Annotated in this window: 15 protein-coding genes, 1 tRNA gene and 3 pseudogenes; 15 read left to right on the top strand and 4 right to left on the bottom strand. The window is 59.5% G+C overall.

Going from position 1 to position 15,546, the window contains the following annotated elements:
- Positions 1-71 precede the first annotated feature (71 nt).
- The 8 genes and pseudogenes from BMX92_RS03325 (at position 72) to BMX92_RS03290 (ending at position 8,500) form a co-directional block, all read left to right on the top strand.
- A complete protein-coding gene (locus BMX92_RS03325) occupies positions 72-1,676 on the top strand; it encodes a tannase/feruloyl esterase family alpha/beta hydrolase (protein ID WP_218145731.1) in 1,605 nt (534 codons plus the stop codon).
- Entirely contained in the window at positions 1,673-2,935 is a 1,263-nt protein-coding gene (locus tag BMX92_RS03320; RefSeq protein ID WP_093011817.1) for an MFS transporter, read from the top strand. Before BMX92_RS03325 ends, BMX92_RS03320 begins: the two co-directional genes overlap by 4 nt.
- Positions 2,932-3,642, top strand: coding sequence for a response regulator transcription factor (locus tag BMX92_RS03315; protein WP_218145730.1), 711 nt, complete (start codon positions 2,932-2,934; stop codon positions 3,640-3,642). The genes BMX92_RS03320 and BMX92_RS03315 overlap by 4 nt, the downstream gene beginning before the upstream one ends.
- A gap of 300 nt (positions 3,643-3,942) precedes the next feature.
- A complete protein-coding gene (locus tag BMX92_RS03310; RefSeq protein ID WP_177184920.1) occupies positions 3,943-4,341 on the top strand; it encodes an amidohydrolase family protein in 399 nt (132 codons plus the stop codon).
- A pseudogene (locus BMX92_RS03305) lies at positions 4,328-4,528 on the top strand (transposase); the annotation flags it as partial. The gene BMX92_RS03310 and the pseudogene BMX92_RS03305, both read left to right, overlap by 14 nt.
- Before the next feature lie 913 nt (positions 4,529-5,441).
- Positions 5,442-6,374: a BKACE family enzyme gene (locus BMX92_RS03300; RefSeq protein WP_093011806.1), complete on the top strand. Its 933-nt coding sequence runs from the start codon at positions 5,442-5,444 to the stop codon at positions 6,372-6,374.
- Positions 6,375-6,429: 55 nt separating this feature from the next.
- Positions 6,430-7,587: an iron-containing alcohol dehydrogenase gene (locus BMX92_RS03295; protein ID WP_093011803.1), complete on the top strand. Its 1,158-nt coding sequence runs from the start codon at positions 6,430-6,432 to the stop codon at positions 7,585-7,587.
- A gap of 90 nt (positions 7,588-7,677) precedes the next feature.
- Positions 7,678-8,500, top strand: a pseudogene (locus BMX92_RS03290) (IS5 family transposase).
- A gap of 27 nt (positions 8,501-8,527) precedes the next feature.
- On the opposite strand, the pseudogene BMX92_RS03285 reads toward BMX92_RS03290, so the two are convergent.
- Positions 8,528-8,911, bottom strand: a pseudogene (locus BMX92_RS03285) (transposase); the annotation flags it as partial.
- A gap of 139 nt (positions 8,912-9,050) precedes the next feature.
- Between BMX92_RS03285 and BMX92_RS03275 the strand changes: the two are divergent.
- A complete protein-coding gene (locus tag BMX92_RS03275; protein WP_177184910.1) occupies positions 9,051-9,656 on the top strand; it encodes a hypothetical protein in 606 nt (201 codons plus the stop codon).
- 202 nt (positions 9,657-9,858) lie between these two features.
- Here BMX92_RS03275 and BMX92_RS03270 read toward each other — a convergent pair whose 3' ends face one another.
- Positions 9,859-10,746, bottom strand: coding sequence for a hypothetical protein (locus tag BMX92_RS03270; RefSeq protein WP_143066715.1), 888 nt, complete (start codon positions 10,744-10,746; stop codon positions 9,859-9,861).
- A gap of 351 nt (positions 10,747-11,097) precedes the next feature.
- Between BMX92_RS03270 and BMX92_RS03265 the strand changes: the two genes are divergently transcribed.
- From BMX92_RS03265 to BMX92_RS03250, 4 genes are all read left to right on the top strand, one after another.
- Positions 11,098-11,850, top strand: coding sequence for a hypothetical protein (locus tag BMX92_RS03265; RefSeq protein ID WP_093011792.1), 753 nt, complete (start codon positions 11,098-11,100; stop codon positions 11,848-11,850).
- A 33-nt stretch (positions 11,851-11,883) separates the two neighbouring features.
- The gene (locus tag BMX92_RS03260; RefSeq protein ID WP_371262272.1) at positions 11,884-12,381 is read left to right on the top strand and encodes a DUF5681 domain-containing protein; all 498 of its coding nucleotides are present in this window, start codon (positions 11,884-11,886) and stop codon (positions 12,379-12,381) included.
- Between the two features lie 82 nt (positions 12,382-12,463).
- Positions 12,464-12,886: a hypothetical protein gene (locus BMX92_RS03255; protein WP_093011787.1), complete on the top strand. Its 423-nt coding sequence runs from the start codon at positions 12,464-12,466 to the stop codon at positions 12,884-12,886.
- On the top strand, positions 12,876-13,160 hold the full coding sequence (locus BMX92_RS03250) for a hypothetical protein (RefSeq protein ID WP_093011784.1): 285 nt from the start codon (positions 12,876-12,878) through the stop codon (positions 13,158-13,160). Before BMX92_RS03255 ends, BMX92_RS03250 begins: the two co-directional genes overlap by 11 nt.
- Before the next feature lie 234 nt (positions 13,161-13,394).
- Here the strand turns inward: BMX92_RS03250 and BMX92_RS03240 are convergent, their stop codons facing one another.
- Entirely contained in the window at positions 13,395-13,577 is a 183-nt protein-coding gene (locus BMX92_RS03240; RefSeq protein WP_093011778.1) for a helix-turn-helix domain-containing protein, read from the bottom strand.
- A 128-nt stretch (positions 13,578-13,705) separates the two neighbouring features.
- Between BMX92_RS03240 and BMX92_RS27265 the strand changes: the two genes are divergently transcribed.
- On the top strand, positions 13,706-13,870 hold the full coding sequence (locus tag BMX92_RS27265) for a hypothetical protein (protein ID WP_177184919.1): 165 nt from the start codon (positions 13,706-13,708) through the stop codon (positions 13,868-13,870).
- 239 nt (positions 13,871-14,109) lie between these two features.
- Here the strand turns inward: BMX92_RS27265 and BMX92_RS03235 are convergent.
- A tRNA-Ser gene (locus BMX92_RS03235) sits at positions 14,110-14,199 on the bottom strand.
- Positions 14,200-14,537: 338 nt separating this feature from the next.
- On the opposite strand from BMX92_RS03235, the gene BMX92_RS03230 reads away from it, so the two are divergent.
- Positions 14,538-15,542 (top strand): lytic murein transglycosylase, encoded by a 1,005-nt coding sequence (locus BMX92_RS03230; RefSeq protein ID WP_371262278.1) that lies wholly within the window; start codon positions 14,538-14,540, stop codon positions 15,540-15,542.
- The last annotated feature ends 4 nt before the right edge of the window (positions 15,543-15,546 follow it).

The raw sequence follows: 15,546 nt of genomic DNA, 5'->3' as shown, positions 1-15,546 counted from the left end.
CGCGGGGCGCCGGACTGGGCGCTTCGCGATGATATTTCCTGAAATATGACATTCCCGCGATGGAGTAATCGATGCCAAGGCTGATCCTTCTCGCCGGCGCCATGTTTGCCCTCTTCCCGGGGCAGGCGCTCGCCCAGGCCCGCCCGCCGCTAGCAGATCCGGCTTGCGCCGCGCTGGCGAAAATCGTGGTTCCCGCGGACAAAATTGCGCTGCCCACCCGCGGCGCCACCATCCTGTCGGCCAGCATGGCGCAGGGCGCCGGATCGAGCCGCCAGTGTATCGTCCTGGGTATGATCCATGCCCGCAGCCCGGGCGCACCGCCCATCTTGTTCCGCCTGAACCTTCCGGTGGAATGGAATGAGAAGGCCGTTCAGCTGGGCGGTGCCGGCTATAACGGACGCATCGCCGAAACCGCCCAGACGAAATACGCGGCACCCGGCGTTCCGGACCCGGTGCAATCGGGATATGCCGTTTTCGCCAGCGATTCCGGCCATCAGCAAGCGCCCGGCGAAGACCCCGCGGCCTTTGCGGCCAATGCCGAAGCGCTGGCGAACTTCGCCGGCGACCAGTTGAAGAAGACCCATGACGCGGCCCTGTTCCTGATCGCGCGCGCCTATGGAACGGCGCCGCGCAGGGTATATTTCCATGGCAGCTCGCAGGGCGGGCATGAGGCGTTCACCGTCGTTCAACGCTGGCCGGCCGATTATGACGGCGCCGTCGCCATCCATCCGGTCTATAATTTCACCGCGTTGCAGACCGACGGCGTCCTGCTAGGCCAAGCGATCTACAACCGGCCGGGCGCCTGGATTTCGCCGGCCAAGACCCAGGCGATCGCCGAGCGGGCCTATTCGCTATGCGACGGGCTGGACGGCCTCAAGGACGGAGTCATCGCCAATGTCACGGCCTGCACCGCGCAACTCAAGCCCGAGACCCTGCGCTGCCCGCAGGGTCTCGACAGCGGCGGCGATTGCCTGTCCGATGTCCAGGTCGCGCTGATCCGCAGCTTCACGGCACCCATGGCCCTGAAGGTCGCCCTTGCGAGCGGCGACCATTTTTCCGGCTGGCCGGTCCTGACGGGGGCCCGTTCCCAGGGGTTTTTCATCACCTTCGGAGACCGGCCCGATCACCCGCGCCCACCGAAACCGGGTGATTCCTTCCCGTTCTTCATGGGAGACCAGATGGTCCGGCATCTGGCCACCGGTGATCCCGCCTATGACAGCCTGACTTTCGATCCGGCCCTGCATGCGGATCGCCTGAAGGCGCTGTCCGCCGCGATCGACACCGCCGACCCGGACATTTCCGCATTCCGGCAGCGCGGCGGCAAGCTGCTGCTGATGCATGGCACCGTCGACATGGCGGTGCCGCCCGGCAACAGCGTCGCTTATTATGATCGCCTGGTCGAACGGTTCGGGCCGGATCTGAAGCAGTTCGTGCGCTTCTATCTGGCGCCCGGTTTCGGCCATGGCGACGGGCCGTTCCAGGTCGGCTGGGATTCGCTTGGGGCGCTGGACGCCTGGGTCGAACGCGGAAAGGCGCCCGAGGCCCAGATCGTCACCGATACCGCCAAAGGCTCCGAAGGGCGGACTCGTCCGCTTTGCGAATATCCGGCATTTCCGCGCTATCGGGGCGAGGGGGATGTCGAGACGGCTGCCAGCTTCGTGTGCGCCACGCGATGAACGGCGCGGTGGATCGGCAGGCGATGGCGCCCGGCATCCGTCAGGCCGGTGGAGGCGGCGGCGCCTCCCCGCATGGACGCAAACGGGCGACGGTCATCGGCATCTGTTTTCTGATCGCGGCGATCGAGGGTTTCGACATCCAGGCCTTCGGCGTCGTCGCTCCGCGGCTCATCGCCGAACTGAAACTCGATGCCGCGGGCCAGGGCTGGGCCGCGAGCCTGGCCATGACGGGGCTGGTCATCGGCGCATTTGCGGGCGGATGGCTGGCCGACCGGATGGGGCGCAGGCCCGTCTTGTTCGCGTCGGTGCTGATATTCGGGACGGCATCGATCGCGACCGGGATGACCTATGATTATGATACCCTGCTTCTCGCCCGGCTGGTGTCCGGGCTTGGCTTTGGCAGCGCGCTGCCCAACCTGATCGCCATCGCGGCGGAGATCAGCCCGCCCCATCGGCGGGGACTGACGACGAGCGCGATGTTCTGCGGCATGCCCGCCGGGGGAGCGATCGTCGCGCTGTTCGCAAGCCTGGCGGACGATGATCTGCCATGGCGGACATATTTTATGGCCGGCGGCGTCCTGCCGCTGCTGATCGCGCCGCTCATCCTGTTCGTGCTTCCCGAAACCCGGCCCGCACGCGACGACACGCGCCCCATTTCCCTGTCCCGCACGCTTTTTGCCGACGGGCGTGCGCTGCCGACATTATTGCTGTGGCTCGCCAATTTCCTGACGCTTCTGATACTCTATCTGATGCTCAACTGGTTGCCGACGCTGGTGGTGGCCAAGGGGTTTCCCGTCACCGGCGGCGCGACGGCATCCCTGGCGTTCAATCTGGTGGGGGTGGTCGGCGCCCTCTTCATTGGATTGGTCATCGACCGGTTCGGATATAGATGGTCGCTCTTCGTGACCTATGCCCTGTTGGCGGGGGTGTTGCTGGCATTGGGTACGGCCAGTTCGATCGTGTCGATCGTGACCGTTTCCGCGCTTGCCGGCTTCCTCGTACTGGGCGCCCAATATGCGCTCTATGGACTGGCCCCCACACTCTATCCACAGCGGGGACGCGGGGGCGCGGCGGGTGCCGCCGTCGCGGTGGGACGCCTGGGATCGATCGTCGGGCCGCTGATGGCGGGAGGTTTGCGGCAGGCTGGCTGGTCGCCCGCCGCCGTGCTGAATGCGCTGTTGCCAATATCGCTGACGGCCGGCGTGGTTTTGGTCATGTTGACCTATCGCACGCGACTGGCCCCTGAGGACGAGCGATGAGCGAGCCCGTCCCTTGTGACGCGACCATGGCATTGGCAGGCTTGGCCATGCGCAGGCGGATCCTGCTTGCCGACGACCACCCTCTCTTCCGCGAAGCGCTCAAGACGGCGCTGCACCGGATCTTGCCCGAAACGCGGGTGGAAGAGACGGATTCGATCGCGGGCGTGCGGGCAGCGCTGAGCAGCGACGTGACGGTCGAGCTGCTGTTGCTCGATCTCAAGCTGCCGGACAGCGAGGGATTTGCCGGCCTCATGCTGTTGCGCGTCGAATATCCGCAAGTGCCCATCGTGATCGTATCCGCCACCGAAGACGCCAGCGCCATCAGCGACGCGCTGGCGATGGGCGCACAGGGCTTCATCTCGAAATCGGCATCGCTGCAGGAAATGGCCGACGCGCTGACCGCGATCCTGGATGGCGAGGTGTGGAGCCCGCGCGGCATCAACCTGCGCCATCCCTCGCACAGCGTGCAGGTGCTGGCGTCGCTGACGCCCGCCCAGCGCAGGGTCCTGTCCCATCTGAAAAGCGGCCTCATGAACAAGCAGATCGCCAACGAGATGGGCGTTTCCCAAGCGACGGTCAAAGCCCATCTCGCCGCGCTGTTCCGGCGCCTGGGGGCGAGTAACCGGACCCAGGCCCTGGCCAGGGCATTTGCGATGGACGGCGATCCCGCCAAAGCCAGCGCCGCCCCCCCCGACGCATGCGGATAGGGCGGACTACGCTTGGCGCCCACCGATATCGTGGGATACCTTCGATGCTCATAGGAGGGGGCGCGGGCATGGGACCGGCTTTTCGGAGGGCGTTTCGACCGACGCAGCACGCGGGCCCGGCTGGCGCGTCCGTACCCCGAAGCGGGCGTATAGGGTCAGCAAGACGAACAGCGGTAGGCCTTCGGTTCAGCTTGCGATCACCCATAAGTTTCGAGCCCCACGTCGATCTGGATGTCGGCAAGGCGACGTAGGCCGCGCCAGACGACGGTGTTTCTCGGGGGCGGGTCTGAAAATAACGGTATGAAGGTCTCGCAACCGCTGCTCGACGAGATCGTCACTCGGCTGGATCAAGAAGGGGTGACCGTCAAGATGCATGCGATCGGCGATGGGGCTGTGCGTTCCGTAATTGACGCGATCGCCAAGGTGCGGCGAAACAATGGTGTCGTTGGACCAACGCACTCCATTGCACATGCCAGTTTTATCGCCCCTGTTGACCTGAAGCGCATGGCGGACATGAACCTCTCCGTCGATATTTCACCCTATTCTCTTTTTCGCGCACCGATGATTGAGGAGATCGCGATCAGCGTCGGCATGTCGAAGCGGACGATCTACACGCTGCATGATGAGAAATCGGCGCTGTTCAGGACCCATAAACGGGATTCCCTTGGCGGCGCGAATGTGATTCATGCTCGGCGATAGCAGGAGCTTGGATTTAAGCGAGTTCTGGTTGAGTGAAGGGCAGTTCGAGCTGCTTCGGCCGTTGCTGCCGAACAAGGTGCGAGGCGTTGCCCGGGTCGATGACCGGCGTGTGATCAGCGGCATTATCCATGTCGTGAGATCTGGCAGTCGCTGGGTCGATGCGACACAAGCGCCGGGACCCCATCGAGGTTCGTGCCTCCAAAGACGCGCAATTGCACAAGCATTTCGGCATTGATGTCCGGCGTGGCTGTCCCTGCGATGTCAGGCACCGGCAGCGTACAAGGGGCGCTGTCGATGCCCTTTCCGGTGCTGGCATGAGATAGCCCTGGAAAATATAGTCCCGCCATCGACCCGAGCAGAGCCAGAAGCTGCCTTGTCTCCGCCCGGGTCTTCAGGCCGTCAGCCTCACATGAGCGCAGCGCTTCGCGGAAAAGCAGCCTTTCGTCTGACAATATAAGATGGCTTGCCATATTATGTCCTGTCTGGCGACGAAGCGCTCGATGCCTCGGCAATTTGGAGGGCCCAGAAAGCAAGGGCGGAGAACAGAGCAGGCCGCCAATGCAGCATCTATCTCCTCACCGTGGCGCGGTGCCGCCACTTCTTCTCCAGTGCCCAATCTCATTTGTATCTCAGAAAGAAACGAGGTATTGTAAAAAGATACATTATTGCCGTAATGGGTTGACCGCGGCAGAAGAGTATGTATCGTAATGAGATATATAATACCGTATTAGGAAACATGGGAATTGCTTTTTTCAATATTCTCGAGGATTAGGCTAGCGGCAAAAGCACCTCTCGTCGGCGCTTTGGCCGAGCTCCGCAGCACTAGGTGTTCCGTCGGTGGCGCCAGAACGGCATTGCGAGGAGAAACAGGGCAATAAGATGGTTGCATAATATTGTTGTTAAAATACGAGTTGCGGAGCCGTGTGGATTCGATCTTGATAGACACAGCGAGCCTACATCTTCCCGTAGTTTGATCATATGCAATCTGGGCCTCAATCCCGCCGCAAATGACTATAGCTCTCATAGCGGATTGTCGGGCTGTCAACATGTCGGCGCGCCAACTTTCTCGACTCTCCACTTTCAAAAAGGATTCCTGCAACATGGCATTGCCGCGAAAAGTAATTATTTCTTGTGCAGTGACCGGAGCTATTCACACGCCGTCCATGTCGCCTCATTTGCCGATCACGCCGCAGCAGATTAGCGAGTCATCGATCGCAGCTGCACAAGCGGGAGCTGCCATTGTGCATCTACATGCGCGCGATCCCGTTACGGGGCAGCCGGATCAGCGGCCAGAATCATTCCTGCCATTCCTGCGATCGATCAAGCGGGAAAGTGATGTGATCATCAACTTAACGAGTGGAGGCGCGCCTACCATGTTGGTGGATGAGCGAATAGCTCCTGCCGCACAATTGCGTCCGGAGATTGCCAGTCTCAACATGGGCTCGTTGAATTTCGGTTTGTTTCCAATGCTAAAGCGGTACACGTCATTTCAGCATGACTGGGAAAAGCCTTATCTGGCGGCGACAGATGATCTTATCTTCCGTAATACGTTCCGCGACATCGCATACGCTTTGGAGGTTTGCGCGGAAAGTGGCACTCGCTTCGAGTTTGAATGTTACGATGTCGGTCATTTATACAATCTAGCCCATTTCATTGATCGAGGTTTCCTAAAGCCTCCCTTTTTCGTGCAGAGCGTTTTTGGGATTCTAGGCGGTATCGGCCAGCATCCCGAGGACGTTATGCATATGCATCGCACGGCAACGCGTTTGTTCGGCCAAGATTTGCGCTGGTCAGTACTCGGAGCAGGCCGTGCGCAGATGCAGATCGCCGCGACGGCGGCCGCGGTCGGAGGGCATGTGCGGGTCGGACTGGAGGATAGCCTCTGGATCGCACCGGGCCGGCTCGCCCAAAGCAATGCCGAGCAGGTAAGTAAGGTTCGTGCGATCATAGAAGGGTTGGGGCTTGCCGTAGCGACCCCGGACGAAGCGCGTGAAATTCTCGATTTGAAAGGCGCCGACCAAGTCGGCTTTTGATTTTAATTATACCGCCTTCCCGCCATAGGCCGGGATTTCAGATGGAGAGTTGTTCATGTCTGCGATATTTCTGCCGCGTGCCATGCGTATCGGCGCTGGCGCCATAAATGAACTCCCCGGCGCGCTCGCGCAACTCGGGCTGAAAGCACCAGCCATTTTAACCGACCCATTTCTTGCGGATAGCGGCATGCTAGGACGCCTGCTCAAAGTTCTGGAGGACGCCGGCTTCCCCGTACGCAGCTATAGCGGAGTTACGCCCGATCCCACTACGGCTTCGGTCGATGCTGCGGTGTCGTTTATTAAAGGCGGCAATCACGACTGCGTAATCGGATTTGGTGGCGGTAGTTCGATCGATACTGCCAAGGCTGTGGCGGTGCTCGCTGTCCGTGGGGGGAAAATTCATGCGCTTAAAGCGCCGAATGAAAATAACGAGGCCGGTATGCCCATTGTCGCAATTCCGACTACGGCCGGAACAGGATCCGAAGCTACCCGCTTTACCATCATAACCGATGAGGTCACCGATGAAAAGATGCTCTGTGCGGGTCTAGCCTATCTGCCCGTTTTGGCGATCGTGGACTACGAACTGACGCTGACCAAGCCAGCGCGCCTCACCGCCGACACAGGTATCGACGCGTTGACACATGCGATCGAAGCTTATGTCTCTACGTTTGCGAATCCGTTTTCAGATATGATGGCGATTTCTGCGATGCGTGCAATATGGCCGAACCTCCGCAGTGCTTTCGTGTCGCCCAGCAACCGTCCTGCACGAGAGGCGATGATGGTGGGATCCTTGCAGGCGGGAATCGCTTTCTCTAATGCCTCGGTTGCGCTGGTGCATGGCATGAGCCGACCGATCGGGGCCCATTTTCATGTTCCTCACGGCCTCTCCAATGCAATGCTTCTGCCCGTGGTGACTGCTTGGTCGGCGCCTGCTGCCGTCGCTCGCTATGCCGACTGTGCTCGCGCAATGGGAATAGCCACGTTTGAGGACGACGATCAATCTGCGGTTACTCGTCTCGTCGAAGCGCTTCGGGGCCTAAATACCGATCTCGCCATTCCCTCGCCCAAGATCTACGGAATAGATGAAGATCGCTGGAATGCACTTTTGCCGATTATGGCGGAGCAAGCGCTGGCTTCTGGTTCGCCCAACAAGAATCCGCGCGTTCCCGACAGCGCGCAGATCCAGATGCTTTATCGCCAGGTTTGGTCATGATCTTGGTTTTGAGGAGGGCAGGGCAAGAGGCTGTTTGGAAAATCAGCTGAGGGGTTTGCGCAACTGGCGTGCGGGTGATTTAGGCTTTGCATGTGGACGCAGCAAAGCCGGGGGCGAATGGCCCAGATTGCCAGAAAGACGAAGCGTTATCCGAGCGATCTGACCGACGAGGAGTGGGATTGCCTGGCGCCGTTGATGCCCAAGCTCGGGCGTAGAGGGCGTCCCCGTGAGGTGGACTTTCGCGAGGTGATCAACGCCGTGCGCTATCTCGTCCGCTCCGGCTGTGGTTGGCGCATGCTGCCGGTCCATTTGGGCGCCTGGCAGACGGTCTATAGCTGGTTTCGGGAACTGGCACGCCGGTTCCTGTTTCAGACGATCCACGACATCGAACTGATGCTCGATCGCGAGCGCCAAGGACGAGAGGCCAGTCCGAGCGCCGCAGTGATCGACAGCCAGTCGGTTAAGGTGCCCTCGGCGCAAGAGCGCGGATTCGACGCTGGAAAGAAGATTGTCGGGCACAAGCGACACATCGCCGTCGATACCGATGGAAGGTTGCTAATGGTCAACCTGACCACTGCAGATATTTCGGACAGCGCGGACGCCCAGACCATCCTCGATGGCATCCGCAGACGCTGGCCCTGGGTCAAGCATCTCTTCGCAGATGGTGCCTACGACCGCCTCAAGCTCATGGACAAGGCCAGCTATCTGGATCGTCGTGGAGGTCATCCGACGCAGCGATCAGCAGCAGGGCTTCAAGGTGCTGCCGAGGCGCTGGGTCGTCGAGCGGACCTTTGGCTGGATGATCCAATGGCGCTGATTGGTCCTGGACTATGAGAAGCGGATCGACGTCTCGCAGGCGATGATCCTCGTCGCCATGGGCGGAAATCTCCTACGCCGAAATGCTCATCCCTGATTTTCCAAACGGACGTAAGCGGTGTTCTCAGGCCACGTGGATCCAGGGCATGAGTTCCTGAACGCGATTGGCGGGGTGGCCGTTGGCGAGTGCAGTCAGTGTCTGATTCAGCCAATCGTGGGGATTGATGCCGGCCAGCTTGCAGTTTTCGATGAGTGTGGCGATGACGGCCCAGCTATCGCCGCCCTCGTCGGAGCCGGCGAAGAGGGCATTCTTACGATTCAAAGCCAAGGAGCGGATTGATCGCTCGACGGTGTTGGTGTCGAGTTCGATCCGACCATCGTCGATGAAGCGGACGAGGCCGTCCCAGCGGGTCGTCGCATAGCGGATGGCTTCGGCCAACTTGCTCTTGGCGGTGTGAACCGCGCCGGGTTTGCCGGAGGCTATTTGGTTTAAGTTACGCAGCCATGGGGACGTCGTCCAGCATGGCGTAGTACAATTCCTCAGCTTCAGCTGGCGGGATATTGCAGATGGGCTCGAGCAGGCGCCGGTTGTTAAACCAGTCCCGCGGAAGGTCGATCTCAATGACGCTGGGCAGCTCCGCACAGTCTTGGAACCGTGGCTGATCCTCGCGCAGACTTACAACATTGCGATCATCTGCGTGACGCACTTTGCTAAGGACACAAACCGTTCAATGCTTCACCGCGTCCTTGGCTCCAGTGCGTTTGTTCAGACCTGCCGTAGCCTGTGCGCCGTGATGGAGCAGCCCCGCACGGAGGAGGAAGAGCCAGACCCGCACGCCAAAGTGTTCATGCAGGTGAAGATGAACCTCCCTGAGCATCCCGGCGGCGCATGGAAATTCCATACCGAGCGTGTCGAGGTTGGCGTTGACCACAGAAACGGCAAGCCGATTTACGCCACCCGCCCGGCATGGGACGAACTGGACGCGGGGCTGACCCCGAACAGCACCGTGGGCAAGGCGCGCGGACCCAAGAGCCAGTATGAACCGCAATTCGCCATGTGGTTCCAAGGCTTCTACCTGATCTATCCTAACCACGAGTGGCTGCCTGTCAGCACGGTGAAACAGGTCGCTTTGCAGGAGAAGGTCGTCTCAGCAAGCTGGTGGGACAAGCATAGCGGTGACCACATGGAGAAAGAAAATGTAAGCGGGCAGTGGATGTGCCGACCGAAGCGCGCCGCCCCCGCTAAAGAGTGAGTTAGGTGGGGAAAGTGGGGTGTGTGGTTGCAAACTGGGGAAACTGGGGAGGGTGGTGGCTAAGTGCTTGGTTTTGCTCACTCGGCTACCACTTTCCCCAAAGCCCCCACTTTCCCCACCTTGCGGGGTTTCGTTACATGCGCGCCCGCCCGTGCCTGCGCTGTGGTCAGTTCAATCTTTTGGTCATAACTGACGGCGCTGCTCATTCGTAGTCACGTCTGCTCCGGCGCTTTTCTCCGGGCATAGTCTCGTCTGCGCGGACAAACCAACTGGCATCATTATAGCTCAGCAATTGTGGCGATACGGGTAAAATACCAAAGGCTGCGCTGAACTCCTTCGGGGACATAACTTTCGTCTTGAGGGTATTCAGCGGTATCTTCTTACGAAGCTGATTGCAGGCGGAAAGAAGAGGCTTGTCCATCGTCAGGAAGCAATAAATGTTGTGAACTTCGGCGGTGCGAATATGCCACGCGTCCTGATCACCCTTTTTGCCGAGCTGTTCTTTAAGGCGCTCATGCAGCGCATGGAATAAGGTGTCGCCGGACCTGGCAAGGCGTTCGCGTTGTTCCTTCGCCCAATCGCGCGGCTTGATGGACCATCCCATCATGATTTCCTCGACGTCCCCATCGACGCTCGGGATAGATCCGGCTTCAAAAACTGAGCGGTCGAAATAGGAATATCCCCTGTAAAGTCCCGCCGGTTGACGATCTCGCTCGCTCCTCAATTCAGCAGACTGGAACAGTTTAATGAGCCCCGTTTCTGCCAAGAACGCAATTCCGGGAAGGAACTGCACCTGCTCGTAAATCCAAGTATCATTGTGCTTTGAATGAACAGGGACACGGGCTGCATAGCCAGTGCCCCGTATTTCGCTTCCCCAACGAGCCGTTCCAGTTTGAATCCATTTGGTCTCGTGGGTAACGCCATGCGCCAAGACAGAATTATCAATCAGGATAGTGATGGGCGCGCTTGAGCCGATAATTTCTTGAGCACGTCTGGTCGACCGCCTTAGTTTCCACGCTGCGAGCCTAGGATAAAACTTGAATCTCATACGCTCGGGGATGGTCTTCATACGTCTAATCGGATCAAACATATTGGGATTCCCCTCGCACATATTGTCAAGATATGACGGTCCGGAGCCGGGAGCGCCATGGTTTCCTTATGGTCGCCACATGCCGCGAACAGCGCCGGGGCTAGGGGCGCGAAAGCCGCACCGTCGCCGCTAGGGTGGCACCGCAACCCCGCCGGTGCTGTAGCGCCCCGTAGCGCGGGTAAGTGCATGTAGTTCAAGCCAAAAAGCTAGGAACGGCAAATATACAATTTTATGTTCGCGGCGGGAGACTAGAGCTAAGTGGCTGTTTTTACATAATAACAGTTGCTGACCTTCGACTCGGCTAGTTACGCATAAGCCTACCGTAACTTTTGTCCGAAGGTTTAGTTCGATATGTCCGATGATAACGATACTCGAATTTCGCCTACTCTTCATCCCGGTATTGCTGGTGAAATTGGCGACTATGACGATGACACCCGTCCTCTACTTGGGCAGACCGAAACGGCGGTCAGCGAGGCCTTTAAAGCGTTGCAGTCCATCCACAACGCCAAGGAGGGCGCGAAGCTCAACCCGACGCTAAACGACTTTGAGCAATTGGTCGCCGTGGACGATCACGCCACCAAGGTCATGAGCAAGGTCTATAGCACATGGTCTCGCACGGTGGACACGCTGAACAACAATATCACGGCGATGGAGAAAGACCTTTACGCGCCCGTTGAAAGCAAGGCCTCCCGCGCTATGGCGACTGAAATTCGGCAGCACTTCGCGAACCTTGAAATGGGGCCGCGCATGAATGCGCTGCGGAAGGCGATTGAGGCAGGCGACGAGATGACCGCGACCGCTGTGCTTGGCGCGCCTTGTTATCTCTCCGGCCTCGACCCTGAACTTCATGCTGAGTATCTGCACGACTGGCACAACGCTCAGCGCCCACTCGAAGCGAAGAAGATTCGCGCCATGCGTGCCGCCGCCGAAATGCTCAACGAACGCTACGCCCTGCTAACGAAAGCGGTCGAGAAGGCGGTCGGCGTCCATGAGGAATATCATGAAGACCGACAGGGTCGGCGCGTCCTCACTCGGACATGGACAGCCGGTGAGATACGCAATCGCGTAAAAGCGTCAAATGAACGCTTCGCCGTCCCGGTCTGATCGGCATCTGTTCTTTACAGTTCGAGGCATCCAATGACTGACATGATTGCACCGCCTTGGGGGACGGACTGGAAGCCTGCGCCTACCCCGCATCCGACGAACCCCGCGAATGATAGCGCGCCTTGGCGATTCCAGCCGGGGCAGAGCGGCAACCCTCGTGGTAGGCCGCCAGGGCGACCGGATCGACGCTTGTTGGCGACGCAACAGATGCTCGATGAGATGCGGAACATCATCGCCGTGCTGGTCGGCAAGGCGCTGGAGGGGGACACTAACGCCGCCAGCATCGTGCTGGCGAAAATTCTGCCCTCGGTAAAAGCGCAGGCGGAGAAGGTTAGTTTCGACTTTGACGCATCAGCGCCCATCAGTGAGCAGGTCGCTCAGGTGCTGGACGCGGTAGCCGCTGGTGCGGTGGCACCTGATGTGGGCAGGCTCATTATCGACAGCATCAAATCACTAGCTGACGTTCGGGCGACCGAGGAACTGGCCGCTCGTATCGAAGCCCCTGAGGAGGCGCGCGATGCCCGACGCTAATTTCGAACTATTTGCACTTCGGTTGGAAAAGTCGGGTCTGCGAACGGCTTGCGTTCAAATTGACATATAGGGGGACCGCTGCATGACGACGATAACCACACAACGGAACAAGGTCATCACAGAGGAGCCGGAACCGGGGGACGTGTTTGTCCGCATATCGCTGCTGACCCCCGGAGACACCACCGGCACGCTGCACCCGCGCTGCCTGCGCTATCAGCCTATCAGCGAGTATCAGGCAGCAGTGGATTGGGCGGTCAGCATTGCCGACCAGATGGCGCACCGTATCTATGTCGTTCCGCTTAGCTACAGAGACATTCGGAATACTGAGCGGTTCACACCTATCTGCGAAGCCGTTGCCAGCATGGACGATCGCCAGCGCGGGGTTATGCGACGGGATGTGGTCAACAGCATGTGCGAGGTGCTGCGCGACTGTGACGACTGGCAGGTTCGCTCCAACGCCTATGACGTTCTCGCTCAACTGAAAGTGATCCATCATGAAAGCTGACGAACCACGCCCCGCCTTCACCAAGTATGGGATGCCCGTCGAATATGCCGACTGCATCGTTCAGCGTCATTTTGATGTTCTAATTGAGGGGCAGGCAATTCACGCCGCGAGCATGGCTCACAACATGCGTGTCGCGCCCGCGATGGTCGCGGCGTTGGAGCGGATGCCGCTGCCCAATGTGTCGGCCGCAGCACCTGCGCTGGTGCAGCCGGTCGTGCAAGCTGACGAAGTAGAACATGCGCAGGATTTGCGCACCCGGCTCGGACTGAGTTGACCACATGAGCCTCCGCGCCCTTCAACGTCGCGTCAAGCGGATTGAGGAGGGCCGGAGGCTGCGACCATCGCCTATCGTGCTTTGGTATGGCTCCTTCGACTCGTGGGTTGAGAGTCAGATTCTTCCTGGCATGTTGGACGGGATGTTGGACCGCCGGGACATGGTCGTCGTCATCGCTGCCCTCAGACGTTGGGAGGATAACGGAGTATGGGGCAGGCTTAGCTGATATCCCTGTTACGCGTGGCGTCTGAGTAACTCGGCTGGCTCAGTCCCGAGGGCCGCCGCAATTCGGGCTAATACCAATAGGCTGGGATTTCGCTTTCCGCGCTCGATTCCGCCGACATAGGTTAAGTCGATTGCGGCGGCGAACGCCAACTGCTCCTGTGTAAGCTTGGCACGCTGGCGCGATTGCCTCACATTCTGTCCAACAATGGCGCGCTAATCGTCCATCCAGCCATGGATGGCGGTCGGGCATATATTCTCTAGGGAATATAGTCCATATTAAGACTTAAGCAGGTAACAACCCTCGAATGATGGAGGGGATTATGAAACTTTTAGTCACGCTCGCGATCGCGCTGGTCCCATGTTCGGCATACGCCGCACCGGTCTATCTTTCATGTCAGCTAGATCAGGGAGCAAAAGGGGGTGTTGGTGGCGAAGATTTTGCAACGAAGGCGCCGATGAAAGTTACGCTTAATGAAGATGCGTGAACAGTAACATATGCTTTCCCGGACATGGGGCGAGCCTTTACGACGCGTGGAGTGTTCACTGCCGACAAGGTGCAGTTCAATAGCTTCACTGTCGATCGCACGGATTTCTCATTTCAGCGAGTTTCGCTTGGCGTAGTTGACCGTGGACGGTGCGCGTTGGTCGAAGTTAAGCGAGCATTCTAATCGTATTCGCTTGCAGCGCACACGCCCAAAGATTCGCGCACTCGCGCGAGAGGGGATGGCGGAAGAGGTGGGATTCGAACCCACGGACAGGTTTCCCCGTCGCCGGTTTTCAAGACCGGTTCCTTAAACCACTCGGACACTCTTCCCCGCCGTTTCGGGGCTGACAGCTTACGACAGGCTTATGGGCGAACGCACCACTGAAACCGATCTGCCGCTAACCCCTTGTAACCACACTCCTAATTCAGCTTCGCGCCGACAAGCTCCGGTAGCTTTCAAGACCGCTGCCTTAAACCACTCGGCCACACTTCCGTTGCCCGCTTCCTAGCGTGCCGCGCTGGCTTGCCAAGTGTTAATTCACGTCCGCTCGGTTCATCGTCTTCCATGACCCGACGGCAAGAAGGGGTTTCATCTGTCACGCACCCTGTGCCACAACGGGCTTATGGGAGATTCTTTGCGTTCGTCTTTTCTGTCCTTGTTGCTCGGCATGGCCGCGGTCACGGGCGGCAGTCTGCTGGTGGGGCCTGCACAGGCGCAGGATAGCGGTGATTTCCGCACCTATCTTGAAAGCCTGCGGCCCAAGGCGCGGGCTATGGGGATCAGGGACGCGACGCTGGACAGTGTGTTCCCGACGCTGACCGCCAATCCGCGTGTGATCCAGCTTGACCAGAGCCAGCCGGGCGGTGGCGCCTATTCGCCTATCCCGAGTTTCGAGCCCTATCGCCGCCAGCATGTCGATGCAGCACGGATCAGTCGCGGGCGTGTCGCCTATCAGGCGAACCGGGCGCGACTCGCCCGGATCGAGGCGGAAACGGGTGTGCCCGAAGAGATCATGGTCGCCATCTACGGTCATGAAACCAATTATGGCAGCTATACCGGTGACTTCGATCTGATCCGGTCGCTGGCGACACTGTCCTGGGAAGGGCGACGGCGGAGCCTCTTTGAGCCGGAATTGCTGGCGACGCTTAAAATGTTGGACAATGGCGTGCCGCGCAGCCGGCTGGTCGGCAGTTGGGCGGGCGCGACCGGCTATCCGCAATTTCTGCCCAGCGTCTATCTGCGCATCGCCAAGGATGGCGACGGGGATGGCAAGGCCGATATCTGGACCAGCGAGGCGGATGCGTTGGCCTCCATCGCCAATTATTTCGTGCAGTCCGGATGGCGGAAGGGCCAGCCCTGGGGCGTGGCGGTGAGTGTGCCGGCTGGCTTCAACCGGGCGTCCGTTCTGGCCAAGACCGAGCCGGCCCGCTGCCCGCGCGTGTTCAACCGGCATAGTCGCTGGCTGTCCATGGCGGAATGGCGCAAGCTGGGCCTGTTCCCCAATAGCGGCGTGTGGCCGGCAGACGGGGTGATGGCGACGCTGCTGGAGCCGGACGGACCGGGCAAGACCGCCTATTTGCTGACTAGCAACTACCGGGCAATTCTGGATTATAATTGTTCCAACTTCTATGCCTTGTCGGTGGGATTGCTGGCGGATGCTGTCAAACAATAAGGAG

Origin of the sequence: Sphingobium sp. YR768 (assembly GCF_900111125.1) — a bacterium.
GTDB lineage: Bacteria > Pseudomonadota > Alphaproteobacteria > Sphingomonadales > Sphingomonadaceae > Sphingobium.
The sequence above is the reverse complement of the archived record's forward strand: the minus strand, read 5'-3'. Positions and strand labels throughout refer to the sequence as shown.

Excerpts from the sequence above, each read along its gene's own strand:
- BMX92_RS03320 (WP_093011817.1), top strand. The coding sequence starts at position 1,673 with ATGAACGGCGCGGTGGATCGGCAGGCGATGGCGCCCGGCATCCGTCAG.
- BMX92_RS03300 (WP_093011806.1), top strand. The coding sequence starts at position 5,442 with ATGGCATTGCCGCGAAAAGTAATTATTTCTTGTGCAGTGACCGGAGCT.
- BMX92_RS03265 (WP_093011792.1), top strand. The coding sequence starts at position 11,098 with ATGTCCGATGATAACGATACTCGAATTTCGCCTACTCTTCATCCCGGT.
- BMX92_RS03325 (WP_218145731.1), top strand. The coding sequence starts at position 72 with ATGCCAAGGCTGATCCTTCTCGCCGGCGCCATGTTTGCCCTCTTCCCG.
- BMX92_RS27265 (WP_177184919.1), top strand. The coding sequence starts at position 13,706 with ATGAAACTTTTAGTCACGCTCGCGATCGCGCTGGTCCCATGTTCGGCA.
- BMX92_RS03255 (WP_093011787.1), top strand. The coding sequence starts at position 12,464 with ATGACGACGATAACCACACAACGGAACAAGGTCATCACAGAGGAGCCG.
- BMX92_RS03230 (WP_371262278.1), top strand. The coding sequence starts at position 14,538 with ATGGCCGCGGTCACGGGCGGCAGTCTGCTGGTGGGGCCTGCACAGGCG.
- BMX92_RS03270 (WP_143066715.1), bottom strand. The coding sequence starts at position 10,746 with ATGTTTGATCCGATTAGACGTATGAAGACCATCCCCGAGCGTATGAGA.
- BMX92_RS03310 (WP_177184920.1), top strand. The coding sequence starts at position 3,943 with ATGAAGGTCTCGCAACCGCTGCTCGACGAGATCGTCACTCGGCTGGAT.
- BMX92_RS03260 (WP_371262272.1), top strand. The coding sequence starts at position 11,884 with ATGACTGACATGATTGCACCGCCTTGGGGGACGGACTGGAAGCCTGCG.
- BMX92_RS03295 (WP_093011803.1), top strand. The coding sequence starts at position 6,430 with ATGTCTGCGATATTTCTGCCGCGTGCCATGCGTATCGGCGCTGGCGCC.
- BMX92_RS03315 (WP_218145730.1), top strand. The coding sequence starts at position 2,932 with ATGAGCGAGCCCGTCCCTTGTGACGCGACCATGGCATTGGCAGGCTTG.
- BMX92_RS03250 (WP_093011784.1), top strand. The coding sequence starts at position 12,876 with ATGAAAGCTGACGAACCACGCCCCGCCTTCACCAAGTATGGGATGCCC.